Annotated in this window: 14 protein-coding genes; 6 read left to right on the top strand and 8 right to left on the bottom strand. The window is 45.6% G+C overall.

Features of this window, described 5'->3' with window-relative positions; genetic code table 11:
- Positions 1-76 precede the first annotated feature (76 nt).
- From KI742_RS02975 to dhaR, 3 genes are all read left to right on the top strand, one after another.
- Entirely contained in the window at positions 77-1225 is a 1149-nt protein-coding gene (locus KI742_RS02975; protein WP_115385716.1) for a mannitol-1-phosphate 5-dehydrogenase, read from the top strand.
- Between the two features lie 86 nt (positions 1226-1311).
- The gene (locus tag KI742_RS02970; RefSeq protein ID WP_213915906.1) at positions 1312-1842 is read left to right on the top strand and encodes an MltR family transcriptional regulator; all 531 of its coding nucleotides are present in this window, start codon (positions 1312-1314) and stop codon (positions 1840-1842) included.
- A gap of 146 nt (positions 1843-1988) precedes the next feature.
- Positions 1989-3914, top strand: coding sequence for a dihydroxyacetone kinase operon transcriptional regulator DhaR (gene dhaR, locus KI742_RS02965; RefSeq protein ID WP_285385136.1), 1926 nt, complete (start codon positions 1989-1991; stop codon positions 3912-3914).
- An 80-nt stretch (positions 3915-3994) separates the two neighbouring features.
- Here dhaR and ptsP read toward each other — a convergent pair whose 3' ends face one another.
- The 3 genes from ptsP to dhaK are packed head-to-tail and all read right to left on the bottom strand — an operon-like array spanning position 3995 to position 8105.
- The gene (ptsP, locus tag KI742_RS02960) at positions 3995-6394 is read right to left on the bottom strand and encodes a phosphoenolpyruvate--protein phosphotransferase (protein WP_285385135.1); all 2400 of its coding nucleotides are present in this window, start codon (positions 6392-6394) and stop codon (positions 3995-3997) included.
- Between the two features lies 1 nt (position 6395).
- Positions 6396-7031: a dihydroxyacetone kinase subunit DhaL gene (gene dhaL / locus KI742_RS02955; RefSeq protein ID WP_285385134.1), complete on the bottom strand. Its 636-nt coding sequence runs from the start codon at positions 7029-7031 to the stop codon at positions 6396-6398.
- A gap of 15 nt (positions 7032-7046) precedes the next feature.
- Positions 7047-8105: a dihydroxyacetone kinase subunit DhaK gene (gene dhaK / locus KI742_RS02950; protein ID WP_285385133.1), complete on the bottom strand. Its 1059-nt coding sequence runs from the start codon at positions 8103-8105 to the stop codon at positions 7047-7049.
- A gap of 353 nt (positions 8106-8458) precedes the next feature.
- Here dhaK and KI742_RS02945 point away from each other — a divergent pair, with 353 nt between their 5' ends.
- Complete coding sequence (locus KI742_RS02945; protein ID WP_005379703.1) at positions 8459-9541, top strand: glycerol dehydrogenase; 1083 nt, start codon at positions 8459-8461, stop codon at positions 9539-9541.
- Positions 9542-9623: 82 nt separating this feature from the next.
- Here the strand turns inward: KI742_RS02945 and glmS are convergent, their stop codons facing one another.
- Both glmS and KI742_RS02935 read right to left on the bottom strand, forming a co-directional pair.
- Positions 9624-11456: a glutamine--fructose-6-phosphate transaminase (isomerizing) gene (gene glmS, locus KI742_RS02940; RefSeq protein ID WP_064376681.1), complete on the bottom strand. Its 1833-nt coding sequence runs from the start codon at positions 11454-11456 to the stop codon at positions 9624-9626.
- A gap of 110 nt (positions 11457-11566) precedes the next feature.
- The gene (locus KI742_RS02935) at positions 11567-12328 is read right to left on the bottom strand and encodes a DeoR/GlpR family DNA-binding transcription regulator (protein WP_005379701.1); all 762 of its coding nucleotides are present in this window, start codon (positions 12326-12328) and stop codon (positions 11567-11569) included.
- Between the two features lie 433 nt (positions 12329-12761).
- On the opposite strand from KI742_RS02935, the gene pykF reads away from it, so the two are divergent.
- Positions 12762-14174, top strand: a complete 1413-nt coding sequence (gene pykF, locus KI742_RS02930; protein WP_005392243.1) for a pyruvate kinase PykF — start codon at positions 12762-12764, stop codon at positions 14172-14174.
- A 157-nt stretch (positions 14175-14331) separates the two neighbouring features.
- Positions 14332-15018: a GntR family transcriptional regulator gene (locus KI742_RS02925; protein ID WP_080659233.1), complete on the top strand. Its 687-nt coding sequence runs from the start codon at positions 14332-14334 to the stop codon at positions 15016-15018.
- A 54-nt stretch (positions 15019-15072) separates the two neighbouring features.
- Here KI742_RS02925 and KI742_RS02920 read toward each other — a convergent pair whose 3' ends face one another.
- From KI742_RS02920 to KI742_RS02910, 3 genes are all read right to left on the bottom strand, one after another.
- Positions 15073-16953, bottom strand: a complete 1881-nt coding sequence (locus KI742_RS02920; protein WP_206953635.1) for a GGDEF domain-containing protein — start codon at positions 16951-16953, stop codon at positions 15073-15075.
- Between the two features lie 110 nt (positions 16954-17063).
- Positions 17064-17558 carry an acetolactate synthase small subunit gene (ilvN, locus tag KI742_RS02915; protein WP_005379697.1) on the bottom strand — a complete coding sequence of 165 codons (495 nt, stop codon included), beginning with the start codon at positions 17556-17558 and terminating at the stop codon, positions 17064-17066.
- A 1-nt stretch (position 17559) separates the two neighbouring features.
- Positions 17560-19284 (bottom strand): acetolactate synthase 3 large subunit, encoded by a 1725-nt coding sequence (locus tag KI742_RS02910; RefSeq protein ID WP_005383061.1) that lies wholly within the window; start codon positions 19282-19284, stop codon positions 17560-17562.
- Positions 19285-19616: the final 332 nt, after the last annotated feature.

Here is a 19616-nt window from a genome sequence, read left to right as displayed (position 1 = left end):
CAGCTGTCACCCCCTATGCGGTTGGCCTCCCCCTAGTTTCGTAAGTCAACATTTTAGACATTGGTAGGTAAGAATTATGAAAAACGCAGTTCATTTTGGCGCAGGTAACATTGGTCGTGGCTTCATCGGTAAACTATTAGCAGACGCAGAAGTCGAGGTGACATTCGCAGACGTTGACGCTCCACTCGTCGACCAACTGAGTCACAAGCAAGAATACAAAGTAAAAGTGGTCGGTACTGAGTGCCAAATCGACACAGTAACTCACGTCACCGCAGTAAACTCAGCCAGTGAAGATGTCATCGACCGCATTGTAAAAACCGACTTGGTAACAACAGCGGTTGGCCCTAACGTACTGGACATCATTGCAAAAACCATCGCTACCGGCATTGCTAAACGCTTTGCAGCAGGTAACGATAAACCATTGAACATCATCGCGTGTGAAAACATGGTTCGTGGCACCACACACCTAAAAGGTGAAGTGTACAAACACTTGGATGAATCATTACACGCGAAAGCAGACGAATTGGTTGGCTTTGTCGATTCAGCGGTAGACCGCATCGTGCCACCAGCAGAAGCGGCGAACGATGACCCACTAGAAGTGACGGTAGAAAGCTTTAGCGAATGGATTGTGGATGAACAGCAATTCAAGGGCGAAATCCCTGATATCGCAGGCATGGAAAGAACCAACAACCTAATGGCATTTGTAGAACGCAAGCTGTTCACTCTCAATACTGGTCACTGCATTACCGCTTACCTAGGTTGCTTGAAAGGCCATCGTACCATTCGTGAAGCAATTGAAGACCCAAGCATTCACGCTGAAGTAAAACAGGCGATGCAAGAGAGTGGTGAAGTGCTGATCAAACGTTACGGCTTCGACCGTGACATGCACAACGCCTACATCGAGAAGATTTTAGGACGCTTTGCCAACCCATACTTAGTGGATGAGGTGGATCGCGTAGGTCGTCAACCAATTCGAAAATTGGGTGCAAACGATAGATTAGTGAAGCCTTTACTCGGTACAATTGAGTATAGCACTGAAAATCAAACACTTTTGAAAGGTATTGCCGCTGCGTTGAAGTACACTAACGACACTGACCCACAAGCCGTAGAGCTACAAAACTCATTAAAAGAAGCCGGCGTGAAGAAGACCCTAGCAACATACACAGGTCTTGCAGAAGACAGCGATGAAGTGGCTCAAATCGAGACACTTTACAACCAACTTTGATTTACCTAGGGGAGCTCGGCTCCCCTTCTATGTCCTTCTCTGCTTGAAGAGTTGGGATAGCTAATAATTAGAAATGTATTCAGTATATGGCAGATAACATCAACGAAACCGAGATCATTGAGCGATTAAACAGCGCACCATCGGTACGAGGCTTTTTCATTGCAGCAGTCGACGTTTTTAACGATTCGATCGACGGGTTGGTGCAAAGAATCTTTCGTAAAGATAACTTCGCTGTTCAATCGGTTGTCGGTCCGCTGCTACAAGACTCTGGACCGCTGGGCGATCTGTCTGTTCGTTTGAAGTTATTGTTTGGCTTGGGAGTGCTCCCCGATGACATTTACCACGACATCGAAGACATCATCAAACTCAAAAACCAACTCAATAGTGACGCTTCAGATTACGAATTCACTGACTCGAATATTCTAGAACCAATTAAGAAACTGCACTTGGTGAAGAAAATGGGCATGGTGCAACTGGAAGTCAGCGAACCAGATGACGACATCGACCTTGAGTTTTATCAGCTACAACTGCAACGTCAACAACAAATCATTAAGTCAGGGCTCTCACTTGCCATTGTCGAGATTTGCAATGAGCTCGGCAAAGACAGCCCTTTTTAATCGAAAAACTGGCACGGAAGCCTCCTCAACTCGCCCCCTCTTTTTGCACATTCTTCTATACAACGTGCGTGAAAGCCATCACAGTCCATATTCCGATGTCTCTGTAACATCAGACCAATCTATCGCTAGTATTGAAACGGGATCGCATGCTTTCAATCGAAGACACTAAAACTAAGTGGGAGTTTTTCCAGAAACACCACTGGGTATCTCCAGAATTTTCCCGCACTCCCGTCCTCGAGTCGTGGGAGCGTTGCATAAAGCAATGCAGCCCTTACACCTGGTCAAAACCACATATTGCCTCTGGATTTACCTTCTCATCTCTAATGAAGCGCAACGAATATCTCATCGAATGCGCCACGACCGTGCTTGAAGATACGTACGATATGCTTGGTGACGAAGACCTGGTATTGATGGTAACTGACGGCAACGGCTGCGTTCTATCTGTTGTGGGGCATAACTCAATGCAACAAGAGATGCAGGCGCTCGGTATTAAACAAGGCTGCTTTCTCTCCGAAGGAAAGATAGGAACAAATGCAGTCAATCTCTGTATCAATACTCATATCCCGTGTGAAGTTTTTGCTGCCGAACATTTCAATCGCCACTTGCACTCTTATGCCTCTGTAGCGGCGCCTGTTTTTGACCAATTTGGCAAATTACGCGGTACAACATGCCTTTTCAGAAAAGCGGAAAGCTATAAGAAAGAAGACTTAGTCATCATCGCGTCGAGCGCGAAAGAAGTCAGCTTGCAAATCCACATTCAGTCGGAACAAGAAAACATGAACCGCCTCACTTGTGCGCATAACGCAACGTTAGAGTGCATGGATGACGGCCTTCTAGCGTGGGATGAAGAAAATCGCATCACCATGGTAAATCACCAGTCCGAGCGTTTGTTAAACATTGAAGCCAGTCAGGTCTTGGATAAAGAAGTCTTTTCTGTTTTTCGCTTCCCACCGAATGTCCTTACTAGTATTGAGTCAGGTACGAGCATAAACCGTAAACTCACAACGGTAGAGGTTCGTGGCGAGTTTGTTGAAGCGATCATCACCTTGCGTCCACTCAACGACGGCACACACTTATTGTTCTTGCACCCTATCGATAAAATTCGCGAACTTGCTCAACAACAAATAGGTGGCAGTGCGCGCTATACGTTCAGCACTTTGCCCGTCATTTCACGAAAAATGAAGCATGTCATTACCGTGGCAAAACGGGCCATAAAGTCAAAATCACCGATTCTAATTACAGGTGAAGAAGGCGTAGGAAAAGCCACTCTCGCCATGGCGATTCATAACGAAAGCGCCTACAAAGAAGGACCATTCATTACGCTCAACTGCCGCTCCATCAATACAGAGCAACTGGTCAAAGAAACCCTGGGGTACGACGAAGGGCAAGGCATGCCTTCAAAGTTTGAGCTCGCCCATGGCGGTACGCTCTTTTTAGAAAAGGTGGAATATCTGTCGCCCGATTTACAAGCCGTGCTACTTAAGTTGTTAAAAACTGGGCTCGTCAGCCGCAGCGACAGTTTGCGATTGATCCCCGTAGATTTTCAACTTATTACCAGCACCTCTTCAGAGATCAGCGAGTATGTCACTCAGCGCTCATTTGGTCGGCAACTTTATTATGAAATCTCCTCGAACGAGCTGCATATTCCACCACTACGAAAGCGTAAAGAAGACATTGAATTTCTCGTCCAGCAGCTTATCAGCCATTACGAACGCCGCCACAATGTGACTATCTCGATAGAGCCAGTCGCACTGGAAGCGTTGATGAATTTTCGTTGGTCAGGCAATAACTCCGAATTAAGAAACCGAACTGAGCGAATTTTGCTTAATCGCAGTTCGAACTTAATCAAGCTGAACGATATTCCTGAAGACATTAAACTGAATTCTCGCCATACCGCAGAAAATACGCCAGTAATCACGTTAGAAGAAGCCGAGAGAAGAGCTATCGTTCAAGCTTGGAATCAGTGTGATGGCAAAATGCATGATATGGCGAAAGCATTGCAAATTGGCCGCACGACCTTATGGAGAAAAATTAGTAAGTTTGGGCTGCAGGAGCAAATGAAGCTGTATTAAGTCGTGAATTGGCGTTCCTATAACAAAAGTAAAACCGGCGTAAGCACGCCGGTACAGATGTACTAACGATAAGGTATCGATTAAACATCGACAGACAACTGACGAATCTGCGCTTTTAGTCCCGGGAGCATACTCGAACTGGCGCTGAATTTTCGCAACCCCACGCGAAGCAATGTTTCTGTGGCATTTGGATCGCCAGCCATCTCACCACACATACTAACCGGTATGCCCGCGCGATCGCCTGCTGCACACGTGAGCTCAATGGCTTTTAGTACCGATGGTTCAAAGTAGTTCACCAATTCAGCAACAGCGGCGTTACCTCGATCGGCGGCCATAACATATTGAGTCAAATCATTGGTGCCGATAGAGAAAAAGTCGACTTCTTGGGCTAACGCATCAGCATTTAACACCGCGGCTGGTACCTCAATCATAATACCAACGGGCAAATGAGTCGCATCCAAGCCGAGTTGGTTTGCTTGATGCGCCAACAGCACTTTTACTTTTCTCACTTCTTCAACCTGAGCCACCATCGGTATCATCAATTGAATATTCGGTTGCTCGTGAAAGGCTCTCAGAATGGCTCGAAGTTGAGCGGTAAACAATGACTCATGTTGAAGGCACAACCGCACCCCTCTCAAACCTAAAAATGGATTATCTTCTGCTGGCATAGGATAAGCGGCTAAAGGCTTATCACCGCCAACATCTAGACTACGAATCGTAAGTGGCTTATCACCAAGTGCGGCAGCAATATCACGATACACTTGGTATTGCGCTTCCTCAGTCGGCAACTCATCACTGTTTTGAAATAGAAACTCAGTCCGGAATAGACCAACGCCCTCAGCTCCTGATGTTAGTGCATCATCAATATCTTTCGGTCCACCAATATTGGCGAATACTGGAATATGGACACCATCACAGGTGACTGCGGCTTGCTGAGCACTCGCTAGCGCACTTTGTCGGATGCTTTGCCACTCAATTTGTTGCGCTTCTAATTCCTGCTGTACGGAATCTGAAGGAGAAAACCATAAATGCCCTCGGAAGCCATCAATAGTCACCACTTGACTAGCGCGCACAGCATCAAGGCAGCCCTGAGCTTTAACGATGGCAGGAATCCCCATCGCACGAGCAAGAATCGCACTGTGAGAGGTTTTCCCTCCTTCACTCAAACAGATACCAAGCACTTTAGATTTATCAAGCCCGGCCACATCAGAAGGCATAAGGTCACGGGCCAACAAAATACTCGGTTCCTTAATGTCGATGGCATTAGGCGTTACGCCTGTCATTTCGACCATAACTTGGCGTGCGATATCATGCACATCTGCTTCGCGTTCCCGCATGTACTGACTTTCTGCCTGGCGAAACTCTTCGGCCAACGTTTGCAGTGATTCTACCCAAGCTTGCTCGGCTATCATGCCCGTTTGAATTCGCGACTCGACCGATGCCCATAATTCTGGGTCACTGAGCATCATGCTATGAGCGGAAAATATTTGCCCTTTCGGCTGCTTCGCTTGCTCCTGCAAATGTTGAAAAACCACGCCTATCGCACGCTTAACCCGTTCAATTTCATCTTGTTCGCTTTGGAAATCACGTTCAGGCACAGCTGGCATTTCATGAGTAAAAAGGACAGCAGGAGCAGTAGCGATACCGTCATTGACTCGAATACCCACAACAGCACCTTCAATCTGACTTGAGGCCATGCCATCGAGCAGAGTATCCGAGCTTTCTTCAGGTTCGACAATGCCTTGCTCAACCGCCTCTTTTTCTCCGAAGTGCTCACTAGCTAAGGCTTCAAATGCCTTGATTGCTTCACTGGATTGAGGTCCAAGTGCGCATAAGGTGATCGTCTCTTGACTACGAACGCCAAGTTTCGCAATGCTGTTCAAGCTTTTCGCGTTCACACGGCGCTCGCCTTTTTTCAACCATAATTGGCAGTCGAAAGGCGCGAGTGCACCAACAATGGCCGCAGCGGGACGAGCATGTAATCCATGCGGATTTTGCACTACCCAATCAAATGTCCGTTCTTGCTCAAAGTTTTCTGATACTGGCGCTATCTCAGCGGATGTTAGTGGCTGATCACCAAGGTGCTCTTGTTTTACGCTTAACGCATTCTGTGCCTCTTCGACTACCGTCGATAAAGGCAGTCCGGCGGCGGCAGCCACCGACGCCGCCATGGTTCCTTCAACAATAGGTGCCGAGATAAGGGTGACATTTTCCCTCACATGATCATCAATCAGATCCAGAGCCATTTCCGTGCTAAGCAACGCGCTGCCAAGATCCATCAACACAACAACCCCTTGTTGATCTTGTACCTGCTCAATCGCTTCCATCACGGCAATGGCATCGGTTCCGATCGGGTTCTCTGGATCATCAATCCCAGCAGCAATCGCAAGCTTGGCTTTGCCTTGCGTCATTTGGGTGGCAAGTTCGGCCACCCCTTCTGCAAGGCGACGACTATGAGATACAACTACAATTCCCACCATCTTAATTACCTGCTATTGCCTGCTGTAGTGCTTTAATCATTAACAAAGAAGAGGTTGCACCGGGATCTTGGTGGCCAATACTACGTTCCCCAAGATAGCTTGCTCGCCCTTTTTTCGCCAACATTTCAATCGTGGCAACCGCGTTCGTTTCTGCTAGCTCAACCATTTCATTCAATAGATGGTCAGCGCTCATGCTATTTTCTAACGATGCCTTCACGCTAACTAAAACGGGTAACCAAACATCACACATGGTTTTATCACCCAGTTCCGCTTTACCACGAGACACCACGCCATCCACACCGCTTTTTAGTGCATCCACCAACTCTTCAAACGTTAATTGCTCTCGGGTTCCGACAGCGGCGGCCGTGCGAATAAACAGCGTGCCATACAGAGGGCCACTTGCCCCACCGACACTAGAAAGCAAGGTCATGCCCGTATTCTTGAGAATGCTGCCGATATTTTGGTCCGCAAATTGCGGCAGTTTTTCCGCGACTTTTTTAAAGCCACGGTTCATATTGAGACCATGGTCTGCGTCACCAATATCACGATCAAGGTCGGTCAGAAAATCTTGATTCTCTTGATACGTTTTTGCACATAGCTCTAACCAGTGAACGATATGTTGTTTTTCAATTTGCATGTTTACTCCCCCCTGTTACCACTTGATCGCAGCCGTATCGACAGGAGCATCAAACAGCTCCAACATCTCTTTGTCTGCCTTCAGCAACGTAATTGAAACGCCTTCCATATCGAGTGACGTACAGAAGTTACCGACCATATTCCGCACGATACGGAACCCCACTTGCTCGCAGTTATGAGCAAGACGGCGGTACACTCCGTAAAGCTCTGAAGTTGGCGTACCTCCCATACCATTCACCATCACGATGTAGTCGTGCTCAGCGGCGAAAGGCTCAATGCTGGATTCCACTTCATCCCATTCACCTTCGTCACGATTCCAACTACGCAATGTGCGCTGATAAGGCGTGTTTTCAGCAACTTCAGCAAACATTTCATCCACTAACGTATCGACATCGGTGTATTTCACTCGCTTGATACCTGGTTCGCCATGGATACCAACACCAAACTCAACTTCATCATCTTCCAGAACAAAAGATGGTTTACCCGCCGCTGGTACAACACAAGCATTAAGCGCCACGCCAAATGAACGACAGTGATTATTCACGCGACGAGCCAGCGCTTCACATTGCTCCAACGAATAACCTTTGCTCGCGGCAGCCCCAACTAACTTTTCAACCAATACCGTTCCAGCAACGCCACGGCGACCAGCGGTGTATAGGCTGTCTTTGACTGCAACATCGTCATCCACCAACACCGACCCAACTTTGATACCATCGGTATGAAGGAGCTCCACGGCCGTTTCAAAGTTCAATACGTCTCCGGTGTAGTTTTTAATGATAAATAGCACGCCTTCACCAGTATTCACTTGGTTGCCACATTCGTACATTTGATCAGGTGTAGGTGAAGTAAATACCTCACCAGGACAGGCGCCTGTCAGCATGCCTTTACCAATAAAACCAGCGTGCAAAGGTTCATGACCACAGCCACCACCAGAAACCAGTGCCACTTGCCCCGGCGTTTCCTCATGCCACATGTAACGAGGTTCGTAGTTCGCTTTTAGCTCTGGGCGAGATAAAGCCAGACCTTCCATTTGCTGCAATACAACATCATCAACTTGGTTAATTAACTTTTTCATCGTTCTATCTCATTCCATTTATATTTTTATGTAGGGTATGAATTCATCTTAAACAGAGAAAAAGCGTGCTCAACAAAAATCAATCTGTTTCATATTGAAACAAAAACTTCGGCATTATTGTTTCAATATGAAACGAAAAACGACAAATTTTCCTGAATAGTGATCGTCGCCATAAAGCATGCTGATGCTTATTACTTCTGACAGTCGGTTTGACACAGAGGTCATAAAAGCATGGAACAAAACCAGAGATATCCTTCACCACTTACCACACCAAACCTAATATAAACCTTATCCCTACAATGGATATTCATTGCACTCCAAAACACACACAAAAAAGGTTAAAGGTTTGAATTATGGACAAAATTATTATCAGCCCAAGCAAATACGTCCAAGGTGAACAAGTACTTACATCTATCGCTCACTATGTGAAAACATTGGGTGAACGTCCGTTAGTAATTGCCGATGAGTTCGTGACTAACCTGGTTGGTGATGACGTCAAACAAAGTTTTGCTGACGAAAAGCTTCCACTCACTATGAACATTTTTGGTGGCGAATGTTCGCGCGTTGAGATTGAACGCATCACGGACATTTGTGCCACTCAAAAACACGATGTCATTGTCGGTATTGGTGGTGGTAAAACGTTAGATACAGCAAAGGCTGTTGCGTTTTACACCAAAATTCCTGTCGTGGTGGTTCCTACGATTGCCTCGACTGATGCGCCAACCTCAGCGCTTGCGGTGATATACACACCTGAAGGTGAATTTGCAGAATATTTGATGATCCCTAAAAACCCAGACATGGTCATCATGGATACGTCAGTCATCGCCAAAGCCCCTGTTCGCTTACTTGTATCGGGGATGGGCGACGCGCTTTCCACCTACTTTGAAGCTCGTGCCAACATGACTTCTGGTAAGGCAACAATGGCTGGTGGGTTAGCGACGCGTTCAGCACAAGCGCTTGCGAAACTTTGCTATGAAACCTTGCTTGAAGATGGTGTAAAAGCAAAAGCTGCGGTAGAAAATGGTGTGAGCACCAAAGCGGTAGAAAACATTATTGAAGCCAATACATACCTAAGCGGTATCGGTTTTGAAAGCAGTGGTCTAGCGGGTGCTCACGCTATTCATAACGGCCTAACTAAGCTTGAAGAGTGTCATCATCTCTATCATGGTGAGAAAGTCGCGTTCGGCACACTAGTTCAGCTGGTACTAGAAAACGCAGCGATGGAAGAGATTAATACGGTTCTTGCATTCTGCCGCTCTGTAGGTCTACCAACCAACTTATTTGATATGGGCGTTAAAGAGCTTAACCACGCTAAGTTGCGCGAGGTCGCCGAAGCCTCAACGGCCGAGGGAGAAACCATCCACAATATGCCATTCCCAGTGACGGCAGAAAATGTCTACTCTGCAATTCTAACCGCTCACCAGTTGGGTCAATAACTCACCCCCTTAAAGTGGGCTTAAATAAAAAAGCGGCACATACTCTCGCATGTGCCGCTTGGATTTTTGCTGTTAAGCGTAATTACTCAACCGTCACCGCTTTCGCCAGGTTACGTGGTTGGTCTACGTCCGTACCTTTGATCAGTGCTACGTAGTAAGACAGTAACTGCATTGGGATGGTGTAGTAGATCGCCGCCGTGATTTCACTAACGTGAGGCATCGTTATGATCTTCATTGTTTCATCGCCTTCGAAGCCTGCGTCTGCATCTGCGAATACGTATAGAAGGCCGCCACGCGCACGCACTTCTTCAACGTTTGATTTTAGCTTTTCAAGTAGGTCGTTGCTTGGTGCAACCACAACAACTGGCATGTCAGCATCAATTAGAGCCAGAGGACCGTGTTTCAGTTCACCCGCCGCGTACGCTTCTGCGTGGATGTACGAGATCTCTTTCAGTTTTAGAGACGCTTCCATCGCGATTGGGTAGAACTCGCCACGGCCTAGGAACAATGTGTGGTGCTTGTCTGCAAAATCCGTTGCTAGTGCTTCAATTTCTTTCTCGAAAGAAAGTGCCGCGTTTATTTGCTTAGGAAGTGCATGCAGCGCTTCAACGATCTCTTTTTCTTTCTCTTTGCTGATGCGGCCTTGCTCTTTACCTAGTGCCGTTACCAGCATAAGTAGTGCAGAAAGTTGAGTCGTGAACGCTTTGGTTGAAGCCACACCGATTTCAACACCAGCGCGAGTCATGAACGCAAAATCTGATTCACGAACCAGAGAAGAGCCAGCTACGTTACAAATGGTCATCGCCGCCATGTAACCTTTCTCTTTTGCTAGGCGAAGTGCTGCTAGCGTATCAGCGGTTTCACCAGACTGAGACAACGTGATCAATAGGCTGTTTGGGCGAGTCACAAACTTGCGGTAACGGAATTCAGACGCAATTTCTACATCACAGCTAACACCTGCAATGTCTTCAAACCAGTAACGTGCCGTCATACCTGCGTTGTAAGACGTACCACACGCCACGATTTGTACGTGTTCTACTTTGCTTAGAATGTCTGCCGCGTGCACACCGATCGCGTCTGTCACAACAGAATCTGACGTGATACGACCTTCCATTGTGTTGATCAACGCTTTAGGTTGCTCATAGATTTCTTTTTGCATGAAGTGACGGTATTGACCTTTATCACCTGCATCATGCTCTGCATTAGATTCAACAATTTCACGCTCAACTGGCTCACCCGTTGCATCAAACACAGTGACTTCACGGCGAGTAATTTCTGCTACGTCACCTTCTTCTAGGTACATGAAACGGCGCGTAACGTTAAGTAATGCAAGTTGGTCAGACGCTAGGAAGTTTTCACCTACACCAAAACCGATCACGATCGGGCTGCCTGAACGCGCTACTACGATGCGTGAAGGATCTTTGCTATCCAACGCTACCGTGCCGTATGCGCCTTCAAGTTGTTTTGCTGTTTTTTGTACCGCTTCTAATAGCGTTTCTGAAGTACGAAGTTCCCACTCAACCATGTGTGCGATAACTTCTGTATCCGTTTGCGATTCAAACACATAGCCACGAGATTGAAGCAACTCACGCAGCTCTTCATGGTTTTCGATGATGCCGTTATGGACCACTGCGATATCACCAGACATGTGTGGGTGAGCATTGATTTCAGAAGGTTCACCGTGCGTCGCCCAACGAGTGTGCGCAATGCCAGTTCCGCCGATCACTTTTGCTTCTTCTACTGCATCAGCCAATTCTTGTACTTTACCCAAGCGACGAACGCGCGTTAGGTTTGATTCGCCATCAACAACCGCAACGCCAGCAGAGTCGTAACCGCGGTACTCTAAGCGGCGTAGACCTTCAACCAAAATTTCTGCAACATCTCGTTGTGCTACTGCACCTACGATTCCACACATGTGTTTATCTCCGTTTGTAGTTTTGTTCTTCCCTAGCCATGATTTCAAATAGAGGCAGCAAGCAAAGGCCTTTATCCAGAGGGAAGTAAAATATGAAACTGATTACATTATTAGGCGCAAATGACTTTCACGCCATGTTGTTCAATCTGTACTTTATGCTCTGCTTGGATATCTGCATCGGTCACCAACACATCAACTTGATGCCAAGCGAGCTCTAAGTTTGGGATCTTACGGCCGATTTTTTCGGACTCGATCATTACGATCACTTCACGTGACGCTTCTGCCATTACCTTACTTAAGCCAACCAACTCATTAAATGTCGTGGTTCCACGCTCGAGATCGATGCCATCCGCACCGATGAATAGTTGGTCAAAGTCGTAAGCTCGTAATACAGATTCGGCCACTTTGCCTTGAAAGGACTCTGAGTGCGTATCCCAAGTACCGCCAGTCATCAGCAGTGTCGGTTCGCTCTCTAATTCATTTAGGGCGTTAGCAACATGCAACGAGTTGGTCATGACCACTAAGCCACGTTTGTCATTCAACTGTTGAATCAGCGCGGCAGTCGTGCTGCCACTGTCGATCACGATGCGATTATGATCGCGAATCAATGATGCTGCTGCTTTTGCTAAGCTTAACTTTCGAGTCGAAACATTAGCGCCCAATTCTTCGTGAATGACTTCCTTTGGGATAGCAATCGCACCGCCATAGCGGCGTAGAAGTTGGCCGTTTTTCTCTAAAGAAGCTAAATCCTTTCTAATCGTGACCTCTGAGGTTTCGAATTTCTGAGCAAGTTCATCAACGCTGACTTCTCCTAGTTCAGAAACCAAGTTAGATATGGCGTGTCTTCTTAATTGAGTATTTCGTTTCGACATTTAAGTTTTGATTTTAAGTTTCGATGTGAAACTTATTATAGTCAAACCGAAACTTTTAAGTCCATTTATTTCGATCCAAAAAATTAATATTTCTCGATAAAACCTTGTCCTAAGACAATTCTTAAACAGTGATATTGGATTCATTCAGTGGTAGAATTCGCCACCGAAAAGAAAAAAAATTACAGAATTGAAGGCTATTTTTTTGCAACTTTCTGCATATAAAGTGGGATTAGTCACAAAAAGGTAACCAAAATCGCCGATCTTTTAGTCATAAAATGACTAAACTTGGTGAAAGACTTTCAGAATCTGAAGTTCTAATAATGAGACGAAAAATCGGTGGGTGACAGGTACTAAATGTCATCAAAAACGTCCTGACTTCAGAGTAAATAACCGACTTTCAAATTGTAACTATACTTACCGGAGAGTATCTTCCATGAAAAAGACCAAAATCGTATGTACGATTGGCCCTAAAACAGAATCTGTAGAGAAGCTAACTGAACTAGTTAACGCAGGCATGAACGTAATGCGCCTTAACTTCTCTCACGGTGACTACGAAGAACACGGCACTCGTATCGCGAACTTCCGTAAAGTAATGGAAGCTACTGGCAAACCACTAGCAATTCTTCTAGATACTAAAGGTCCAGAAATCCGCACTATCAAGCTAGAAGGCGGTAACGATGTTGATCTAGTAGCAGGTCAAGAATTCACTTTCACAACTGACACTTCAGTTGTAGGTAACAAAGATAAAGTTGCAGTAACTTACGCTGGTTTCGCAGCAGACCTAAACGTAGGTAACACTATCCTAGTAGACGACGGTCTAATCGAGATGGAAGTTATCTCTAAGACTGAAACTGAAGTTAAATGTAAAGTTCTTAACAACGGTGCACTAGGCGAAAACAAAGGTGTTAACCTTCCTGGCGTTTCTGTAAACCTACCTGCACTATCTGAAAAAGATAAGAACGACCTTAAATTTGGTTGTGAGCAAGGCGTTGACTTCGTAGCAGCTTCTTTCATCCGTAAAGCGTCTGACGTTCAAGAAATCCGTGAAGTACTTGCTGCAAACGGCGGCGAGAACATCCACATCATCTCTAAGATCGAAAACCAAGAAGGTGTTGATAACTTCGACGAGATCCTAGAGCTTTCTGACGGCATCATGGTTGCACGTGGTGACCTAGGTGTTGAAATCCCAGCTGAAGAAGTAATCTTCGCTCAGAAAATGATGATCGAGAAGTGTAACCGTGCACGTAAGATGGTTATCACAGCAACTCAAATGCTTGATTCTATGATCAACAACCCACGTCCTACACGTGCGGAAGCAGGCGACGTTGCTAACGCGGTAATGGACGGTACTGACGCAGTAATGCTTTCTGGTGAAACGGCGAAAGGTAAATACCCTGTTGAAGCGGTAACTATCATGGCTCAAATCGCGAACCGTACTGACTCAGCGCTAAAAGCTGAACTAGGTTCTCGTCTAGACAGCCCACGTCTTCGCATCACTGAAGCAGTATGTAAAGGCGCTGTAGACACAGCTGAGAAGCTAGCAGCTCCACTTATCGTTGTTGCAACTGAAGGCGGTAAGTCTGCACGTTCAGTACGTAAGTACTTCCCAACTGCAAACATCCTAGCGCTAACAACTAACAAGAAAACTGCTGCACAGCTAGTTCTAACTAAAGGTGTTACTCCAGTAGTTGTTGATTCAATCGAAAGCACTGACGCATTCTACGTAGCGGGTAAAGAACTTGCTCTAGAATCAGGTCTAGGTAACAAAGGCGATATCGTTGTTATGGTTTCTGGCGCTCTAGTTGCTTCAGGTACTACGAACACAGCTTCTGTACACGTGCTATAAGACTGAACTTTTAACACTTCAGTTTCTTGAGAAGGAGGGCTTATGCCCTCCTTTTTTATATGGCTTTCTTGCTCTCATAATAGGCTAATTGTATTATTTACCTCTATCAGAATTTCGTACTGTTTAATTTTATCGTCACGATTAAAGTTTCTATGAGGTGTATGTGTCTAGTCCCACTCTTACCGACAAAGTATTAAGAATGATCCGTCAGGATATTCTCGATGGCGAGCTTAAACCAGGTCAAAAACTCGTGGTTGCCGAACTCAAAGAGAAGTACAACGTAGGAGCGTCACCCATTCGAGAAGCATTGGTGCAATTATCTTGGAGCAAATACGTCAAACTCGAACCGCAAAAAGGCTGCTGGGTTGCGCCTGTATGTAAAGATGAGTTACATGACTTGTACGAAAGCCTGCAAATGGTCTCCGCATGCTTACTCAGTAAGGCAATTATGATTGGCGATGAAAAATGGGAACTGGATGTACTAACTGCTTATCACAAGTTATCCCGAGTAAAACCTGGCGAAAGCTTTTGTTGGAGGGAATGGGAAGAGCGCCAAAATCAGTTTCTTACTGCGCTGTTTGAAGGTGCTGGCTCTGTCAATATGTTTGGGTTTTTCCGCGATCTACTCACGCAAATTAAACGCTACCAATACTTCGCGATGCAGATTTTAGGCACAGGGAACCCTGGGCACTGTAACCTCGATGAGCAAGAAATACTGATGAAGGCATCGCTAGACAAAAAGAGTCAGGATGCTTTAGGTTATCTAGAGCGTTATTTGAGACAGTCAATACAGTGTATCGAAGCCGCCATCGACAACCAATGTCGCATACTGGCTAGCGAATAACGCTGAGACTAAAAAGCGGGGGTCTATCCCCGTTTTTTCGTTTTTGTAAAAGCACTAAGCAATATCATCATAACTATGACATAGCGATACGCAGTTACGCCCTGCACTTTTTGACTCATACAAAGCAATATCAGCACATTTATACGTTCTTGTACGATCAGAGGTTAAATCACTATACCCAGCACTTACAGTAATGCCTCTATCACTACGCATTTGAACCGCGACACGTAGCCTGTTCAATACAATTTCAGCCTCTTCTAGTGTTGTATGCGGCATAATCACTGCAAATTCCTCACCACCGACACGAGATACAAAGTCTGTGCTGCGGACTTCTTCTAGGAGGGTTTCTGCGACACTACAAATCACCTTGTCTCCTTCGTCGTGGCCAAGCTCGTCATTAATACGTTTAAAGTGGTCAATATCAAACAACGCCAAACAAGCAGGAGGGCTATCAGGATAGCGTTCAATAATCCCCGCATATTGCGCCAATTGCTCTTCAAATTTTCGGCGGTTCCACAACCCCGTCAAGCCATCTTTTTCGCTTAGGTTTCGTAATTTTTCTTCTAACTCTTTTTGCCCAGAGATATCCACCAGCGACGTAATGTAATAACTCACTTTACCTGATTTGGTTAAATTCGCCTGAATACGCATTATTGCAGTAAAGACTTGATTAAACTTAGTTCGACAACGAATCTCCCCTTCCCATACGTGTTCACTCTTCAGTGTTTTCCAGATACTCAGGTTTGCTTCGAGATCTTCAGGTAGAAAAATTAAATGATGTGCACTCCAACCTTGGGCATGCTTGGTTGAGTAACCCATCATGTTTTCAAACTCTTGATTAACCATGATGATTCTATGTGAAGCATCCGAGATCATCACCGCAGTCATACCATCAAGAGCAGCTCGAGCCAACTTCGATTCCATACTATGACGCCGATAATGCAGAGCAAGGGCTGCCGTCGGCAAAGTGAAGCCGAGCACCAAACTTAGAACAAAAAACGCTTCTTGGATTAAGTCATCAATATCCCTCTGAGCTCGGGATAATAACTGCTCATTGGTAAGATCAATAACCAGATGAAGAGGTTCGCTAGAAACAAACTGGATGGTGCGATACGCGACCAAATTCGAACCATTGTAAGCATAGCCCGAATCTTTTGAATTTAAACTACGCCAAATGTTTGGGTACATCCGGCCAAAATTAAATTGAGAGCGAGCGGGAATTATATGGCCATACAAACGAGCTGATTTAGGGCTATCAATGTAAAATCCGTCACTCTTAATCAGCTCAATATGGAAATCAAGCACTGACGAATAGTTGAGTCGAGAGGATAAATAGTCAATATCAACATTAAGCACAAGATACCCTTCGCGCTTTCCGTTAAGCGAAATAGGCATCAAAATACGCAGTGACGGGCTATAGGGATAGACTAACTCGCCATACTCTCGTTCTAAACCTATCCCCCACGAAGCGATTTCGCCATCGTCTAAGTTCTTAGCGAATTGAAAGTAATCTCGCTCTGACTTATTTTGCAATTTGATCGCGGGCAACGCAGCGCCTGTTTCAATCTCATAATTAATCCTCACTTTTTCTCGACCAGAAACATCAAGAAAGCGAATTTGCTTATACAACTTTTGATTGATTGCGACCGAGATCCACATGTCTTCTAAGATGGAACGGTTCACCCGGTTAGGTTGGCGCAGATATTCATACAGACTTTGGCTGTGACCAAGTAGGTCACTGATCGTTTCGATTTGATCCTGAATATTGCTGTATTCACGGCCAGTATAGGCCAATTGATGTAACGCTTCTTGAGCGGTGTTCTCAACATTGTTTTCTAACAACGTCAGATATTTCTGATAGTAGTAAGCGGCAGTGAGTGCACTAAAAAATAGTGCTGTCGCCAATAAGGTGCCGACTCGCTTAGGTACTTTCACACGTCTAATGCCTATCATGCTTACTAAAACGACAATTATATCATTAATTGTTATTTTCTAAACAAAAAAGCCACTTAGATTAAGTGGCTTTTCTATATGCAATCAGAGAGTTAAGGTTTGAGGGCTCGCTCTCCTCGCGCAATGCCAACGACACCACTACGAGCAACTTCGACAACTTCGGTCACTTCGGATATCGCTTGAATGAAGGCATCTAGCTTTTCACTCGTACCCGCAAGTTGTACGGTGTATTGGGAAGCCGTGACATCCACGATCTGGCCACGGAAGATGTCTGCCGTCCGCTTCACTTCTGCTCGCGCAAAACCACTGGCTTTCACTTTCACCATCATCAGTTCACGCTCAATGTGCTCATACTCGGTGACTTCTTGTACTTTCAGCACATCGATCAGTTTGTGTAACTGCTTCTGAATTTGTTCCAACTGCATCTCATCAGATGTCGTGGTAATGTTCATTCGCGACAGGGTTTCATCATCAGTCGGTGATACCGTCAAAGATTCAATGTTGTAACCACGTTGAGAGAACAAACCAACAACACGAGACAACGCACCCGGTTGGTTTTCCAATAGCAATGAAATAATGTGTCTCATATTAAGTTCTCTCCGTTTTGCTTAGCCACATTTTATCCATACCCTCACCTTTGATTTGCATCGGGTATACGTGTTCGGTTTCGTCTACGTTGATGTCCACAAACACCAGACGATCTTTCATATCCAACGCTTTTTGTAGCCCTTCTTCGAGCTGATCAGGCGTTTCGATACGAATACCGACGTGACCATAAGCTTCTGCAATCGCTGCAAAGTCAGGAACAGAACTCATGTAAGAATTAGAGTGACGACCTTGATAAATAATGTCTTGCCACTGTTTTACCATGCCTAAGAATCGGTTGTTCAGGTTGATGATCTTCACTGGAATGTCGTATTGCATGGCTGTAGACAATTCTTGAATGTTCATCTGAATACTGCCGTCACCAGTCACAACCACGACCTCTTCTTGTGGCATGGCAAACTTCACGCCCATGCCAGCCGGAAGACCAAATCCCATGGTGCCAAGACCACCAGAGTTTATCCAACGGCGCGGCTTATTGAATGGGTAGTACAGCGCCGCAAACATCTGATGCTGGCCCACATCAGACGCCACATACGCGTCGCCATTAGTTAGCTTGTGCAGCGTTTCAATTACTTGCTGTGGCTTGATTCGTTCTGGAGACGTTTCATAAGACAAGCAGTTGCGGTCACGCCACACTTGAATGTCATCCCACCATGCGGTAATAGCATCTTGATCATTTTCACTACCTTGCTCTGCAAGCAGCCCGAGCATGGTTGTCAGCACTTTTTCCGCAGAACCTACGATCGGCAAATCCACTTTCACGTTTTTCGAGATCGATGACGGATCGATATCAATATGCATCACTTTTGCGTTTGGGCAGTACTTTTCAAGGTTGTTGGTTGTACGGTCATCAAAACGCACACCGATACCAAAAATAAGATCCGCTTCATGCATTGCCATATTAGCTTCGTAAGTGCCGTGCATACCCAACATGCCCAGTGAGTTTTTATGTGTACCCGGGAATGCCCCCAAGCCCATCAAAGTACTCACTACTGGTAGGTTCAGTTTGTCGGAAAGCTCTAAAATATGTTCATGGGCGCCAGAAATCACCGCACCACCACCGATATAAAGCACTGGTTTTTTCGCTTCTAATAGCGATTTAAGCGCTTTTTTAATCTGGCCTTTATGGCCCGAAGTTGTCGGCTTGTAAGAGCGCATAGAAAGCGTTTCTGGATATTGATAAGGCAGTTTGATTTGCGGGTTCATTACATCTTTTGGCAAATCGATCACAACTGGACCAGGTCGACCTGTAGTCGCGATATAAAACGCTTTTTTGATTGTTTCAGGAATATCTTCCGCTTTTTTTACTAAAAAGCTGTGTTTGACCACTGGGCGGGAGACACCGACGATGTCACACTCTTGGAAAGCATCATTACCAATTAGGCTATTCGGTACGTTACCCGAGATAACGATCATTGGGATAGAGTCCATATACGCTGTTGCAATACCCGTAATGGTATTGGTCGCGCCCGGCCCCGAGCACACAAGTACGACACCCGGTTTACCGGTAGCTCGAGCGTAACCATCTGCCATATGAGTGGCGGCTTGCTCATGCCTTACAAGTACGTGTTTGATTTGATCGGTTTTGGCATGCAGTGCATCGTAGATATCCAAAACAGAGCCACCTGGGTAGCCAAAGATCTGCTCTACGTGCTCTTCTATCAGAGATTGAACCACCATCTCTGCGCCTGACAACATTGCTGTCATAATTGCTCTCCTTAGCCAGTTTCCTCACCGTAAGGTCAACGGATTGGTCTGGTTTTACATAGTCTAGGTCTTATTCGTAGCCTAATCGAAATACTTCCACGTTTTCGGCTATGTCTTGCGTTCGTCATAACATCCCGCAAGGTTACCCAACAAATGTAACGTTTTATTATCAAAGGGTCTAATGAGAGATTGGTCTACTTTTTAAACAAGATACTAGTAATTAGAATGTTAGTAGGAATAGCAGCCACACATCTCCTATTTCACAGTACAACCTAAAAAATTAACGCTTAAAAAAAGAACATTATTTCATAAGCTTTTAGCTATAGGGTGCG

Source organism: Vibrio sp. D417a, from assembly GCF_030248595.1.
In the GTDB taxonomy this organism is placed as follows: Bacteria; Pseudomonadota; Gammaproteobacteria; order Enterobacterales; family Vibrionaceae; genus Vibrio; species Vibrio alginolyticus.
This window is presented reverse-complemented; position numbering and strand designations above follow the sequence as displayed.

What these genes read in the sequence shown, in the direction of transcription:
- KI742_RS02975 (WP_115385716.1), top strand. Translation starts at nt 77, where the DNA reads ATGAAAAACGCAGTTCATTTTGGCGCAGGTAACATTGGTCGTGGCTTC.
- KI742_RS02970 (WP_213915906.1), top strand. Translation starts at nt 1,312, where the DNA reads ATGGCAGATAACATCAACGAAACCGAGATCATTGAGCGATTAAACAGC.
- dhaR (WP_285385136.1), top strand. Translation starts at nt 1,989, where the DNA reads ATGCTTTCAATCGAAGACACTAAAACTAAGTGGGAGTTTTTCCAGAAA.
- ptsP (WP_285385135.1), bottom strand. Translation starts at nt 6,394, where the DNA reads ATGGTGGGAATTGTAGTTGTATCTCATAGTCGTCGCCTTGCAGAAGGG.
- dhaL (WP_285385134.1), bottom strand. Translation starts at nt 7,031, where the DNA reads ATGCAAATTGAAAAACAACATATCGTTCACTGGTTAGAGCTATGTGCA.
- dhaK (WP_285385133.1), bottom strand. Translation starts at nt 8,105, where the DNA reads ATGAAAAAGTTAATTAACCAAGTTGATGATGTTGTATTGCAGCAAATG.
- KI742_RS02945 (WP_005379703.1), top strand. Translation starts at nt 8,459, where the DNA reads ATGGACAAAATTATTATCAGCCCAAGCAAATACGTCCAAGGTGAACAA.
- glmS (WP_064376681.1), bottom strand. Translation starts at nt 11,456, where the DNA reads ATGTGTGGAATCGTAGGTGCAGTAGCACAACGAGATGTTGCAGAAATT.
- KI742_RS02935 (WP_005379701.1), bottom strand. Translation starts at nt 12,328, where the DNA reads ATGTCGAAACGAAATACTCAATTAAGAAGACACGCCATATCTAACTTG.
- pykF (WP_005392243.1), top strand. Translation starts at nt 12,762, where the DNA reads ATGAAAAAGACCAAAATCGTATGTACGATTGGCCCTAAAACAGAATCT.
- ilvN (WP_005379697.1), bottom strand. Translation starts at nt 17,558, where the DNA reads ATGAGACACATTATTTCATTGCTATTGGAAAACCAACCGGGTGCGTTG.
- KI742_RS02910 (WP_005383061.1), bottom strand. Translation starts at nt 19,284, where the DNA reads ATGACAGCAATGTTGTCAGGCGCAGAGATGGTGGTTCAATCTCTGATA.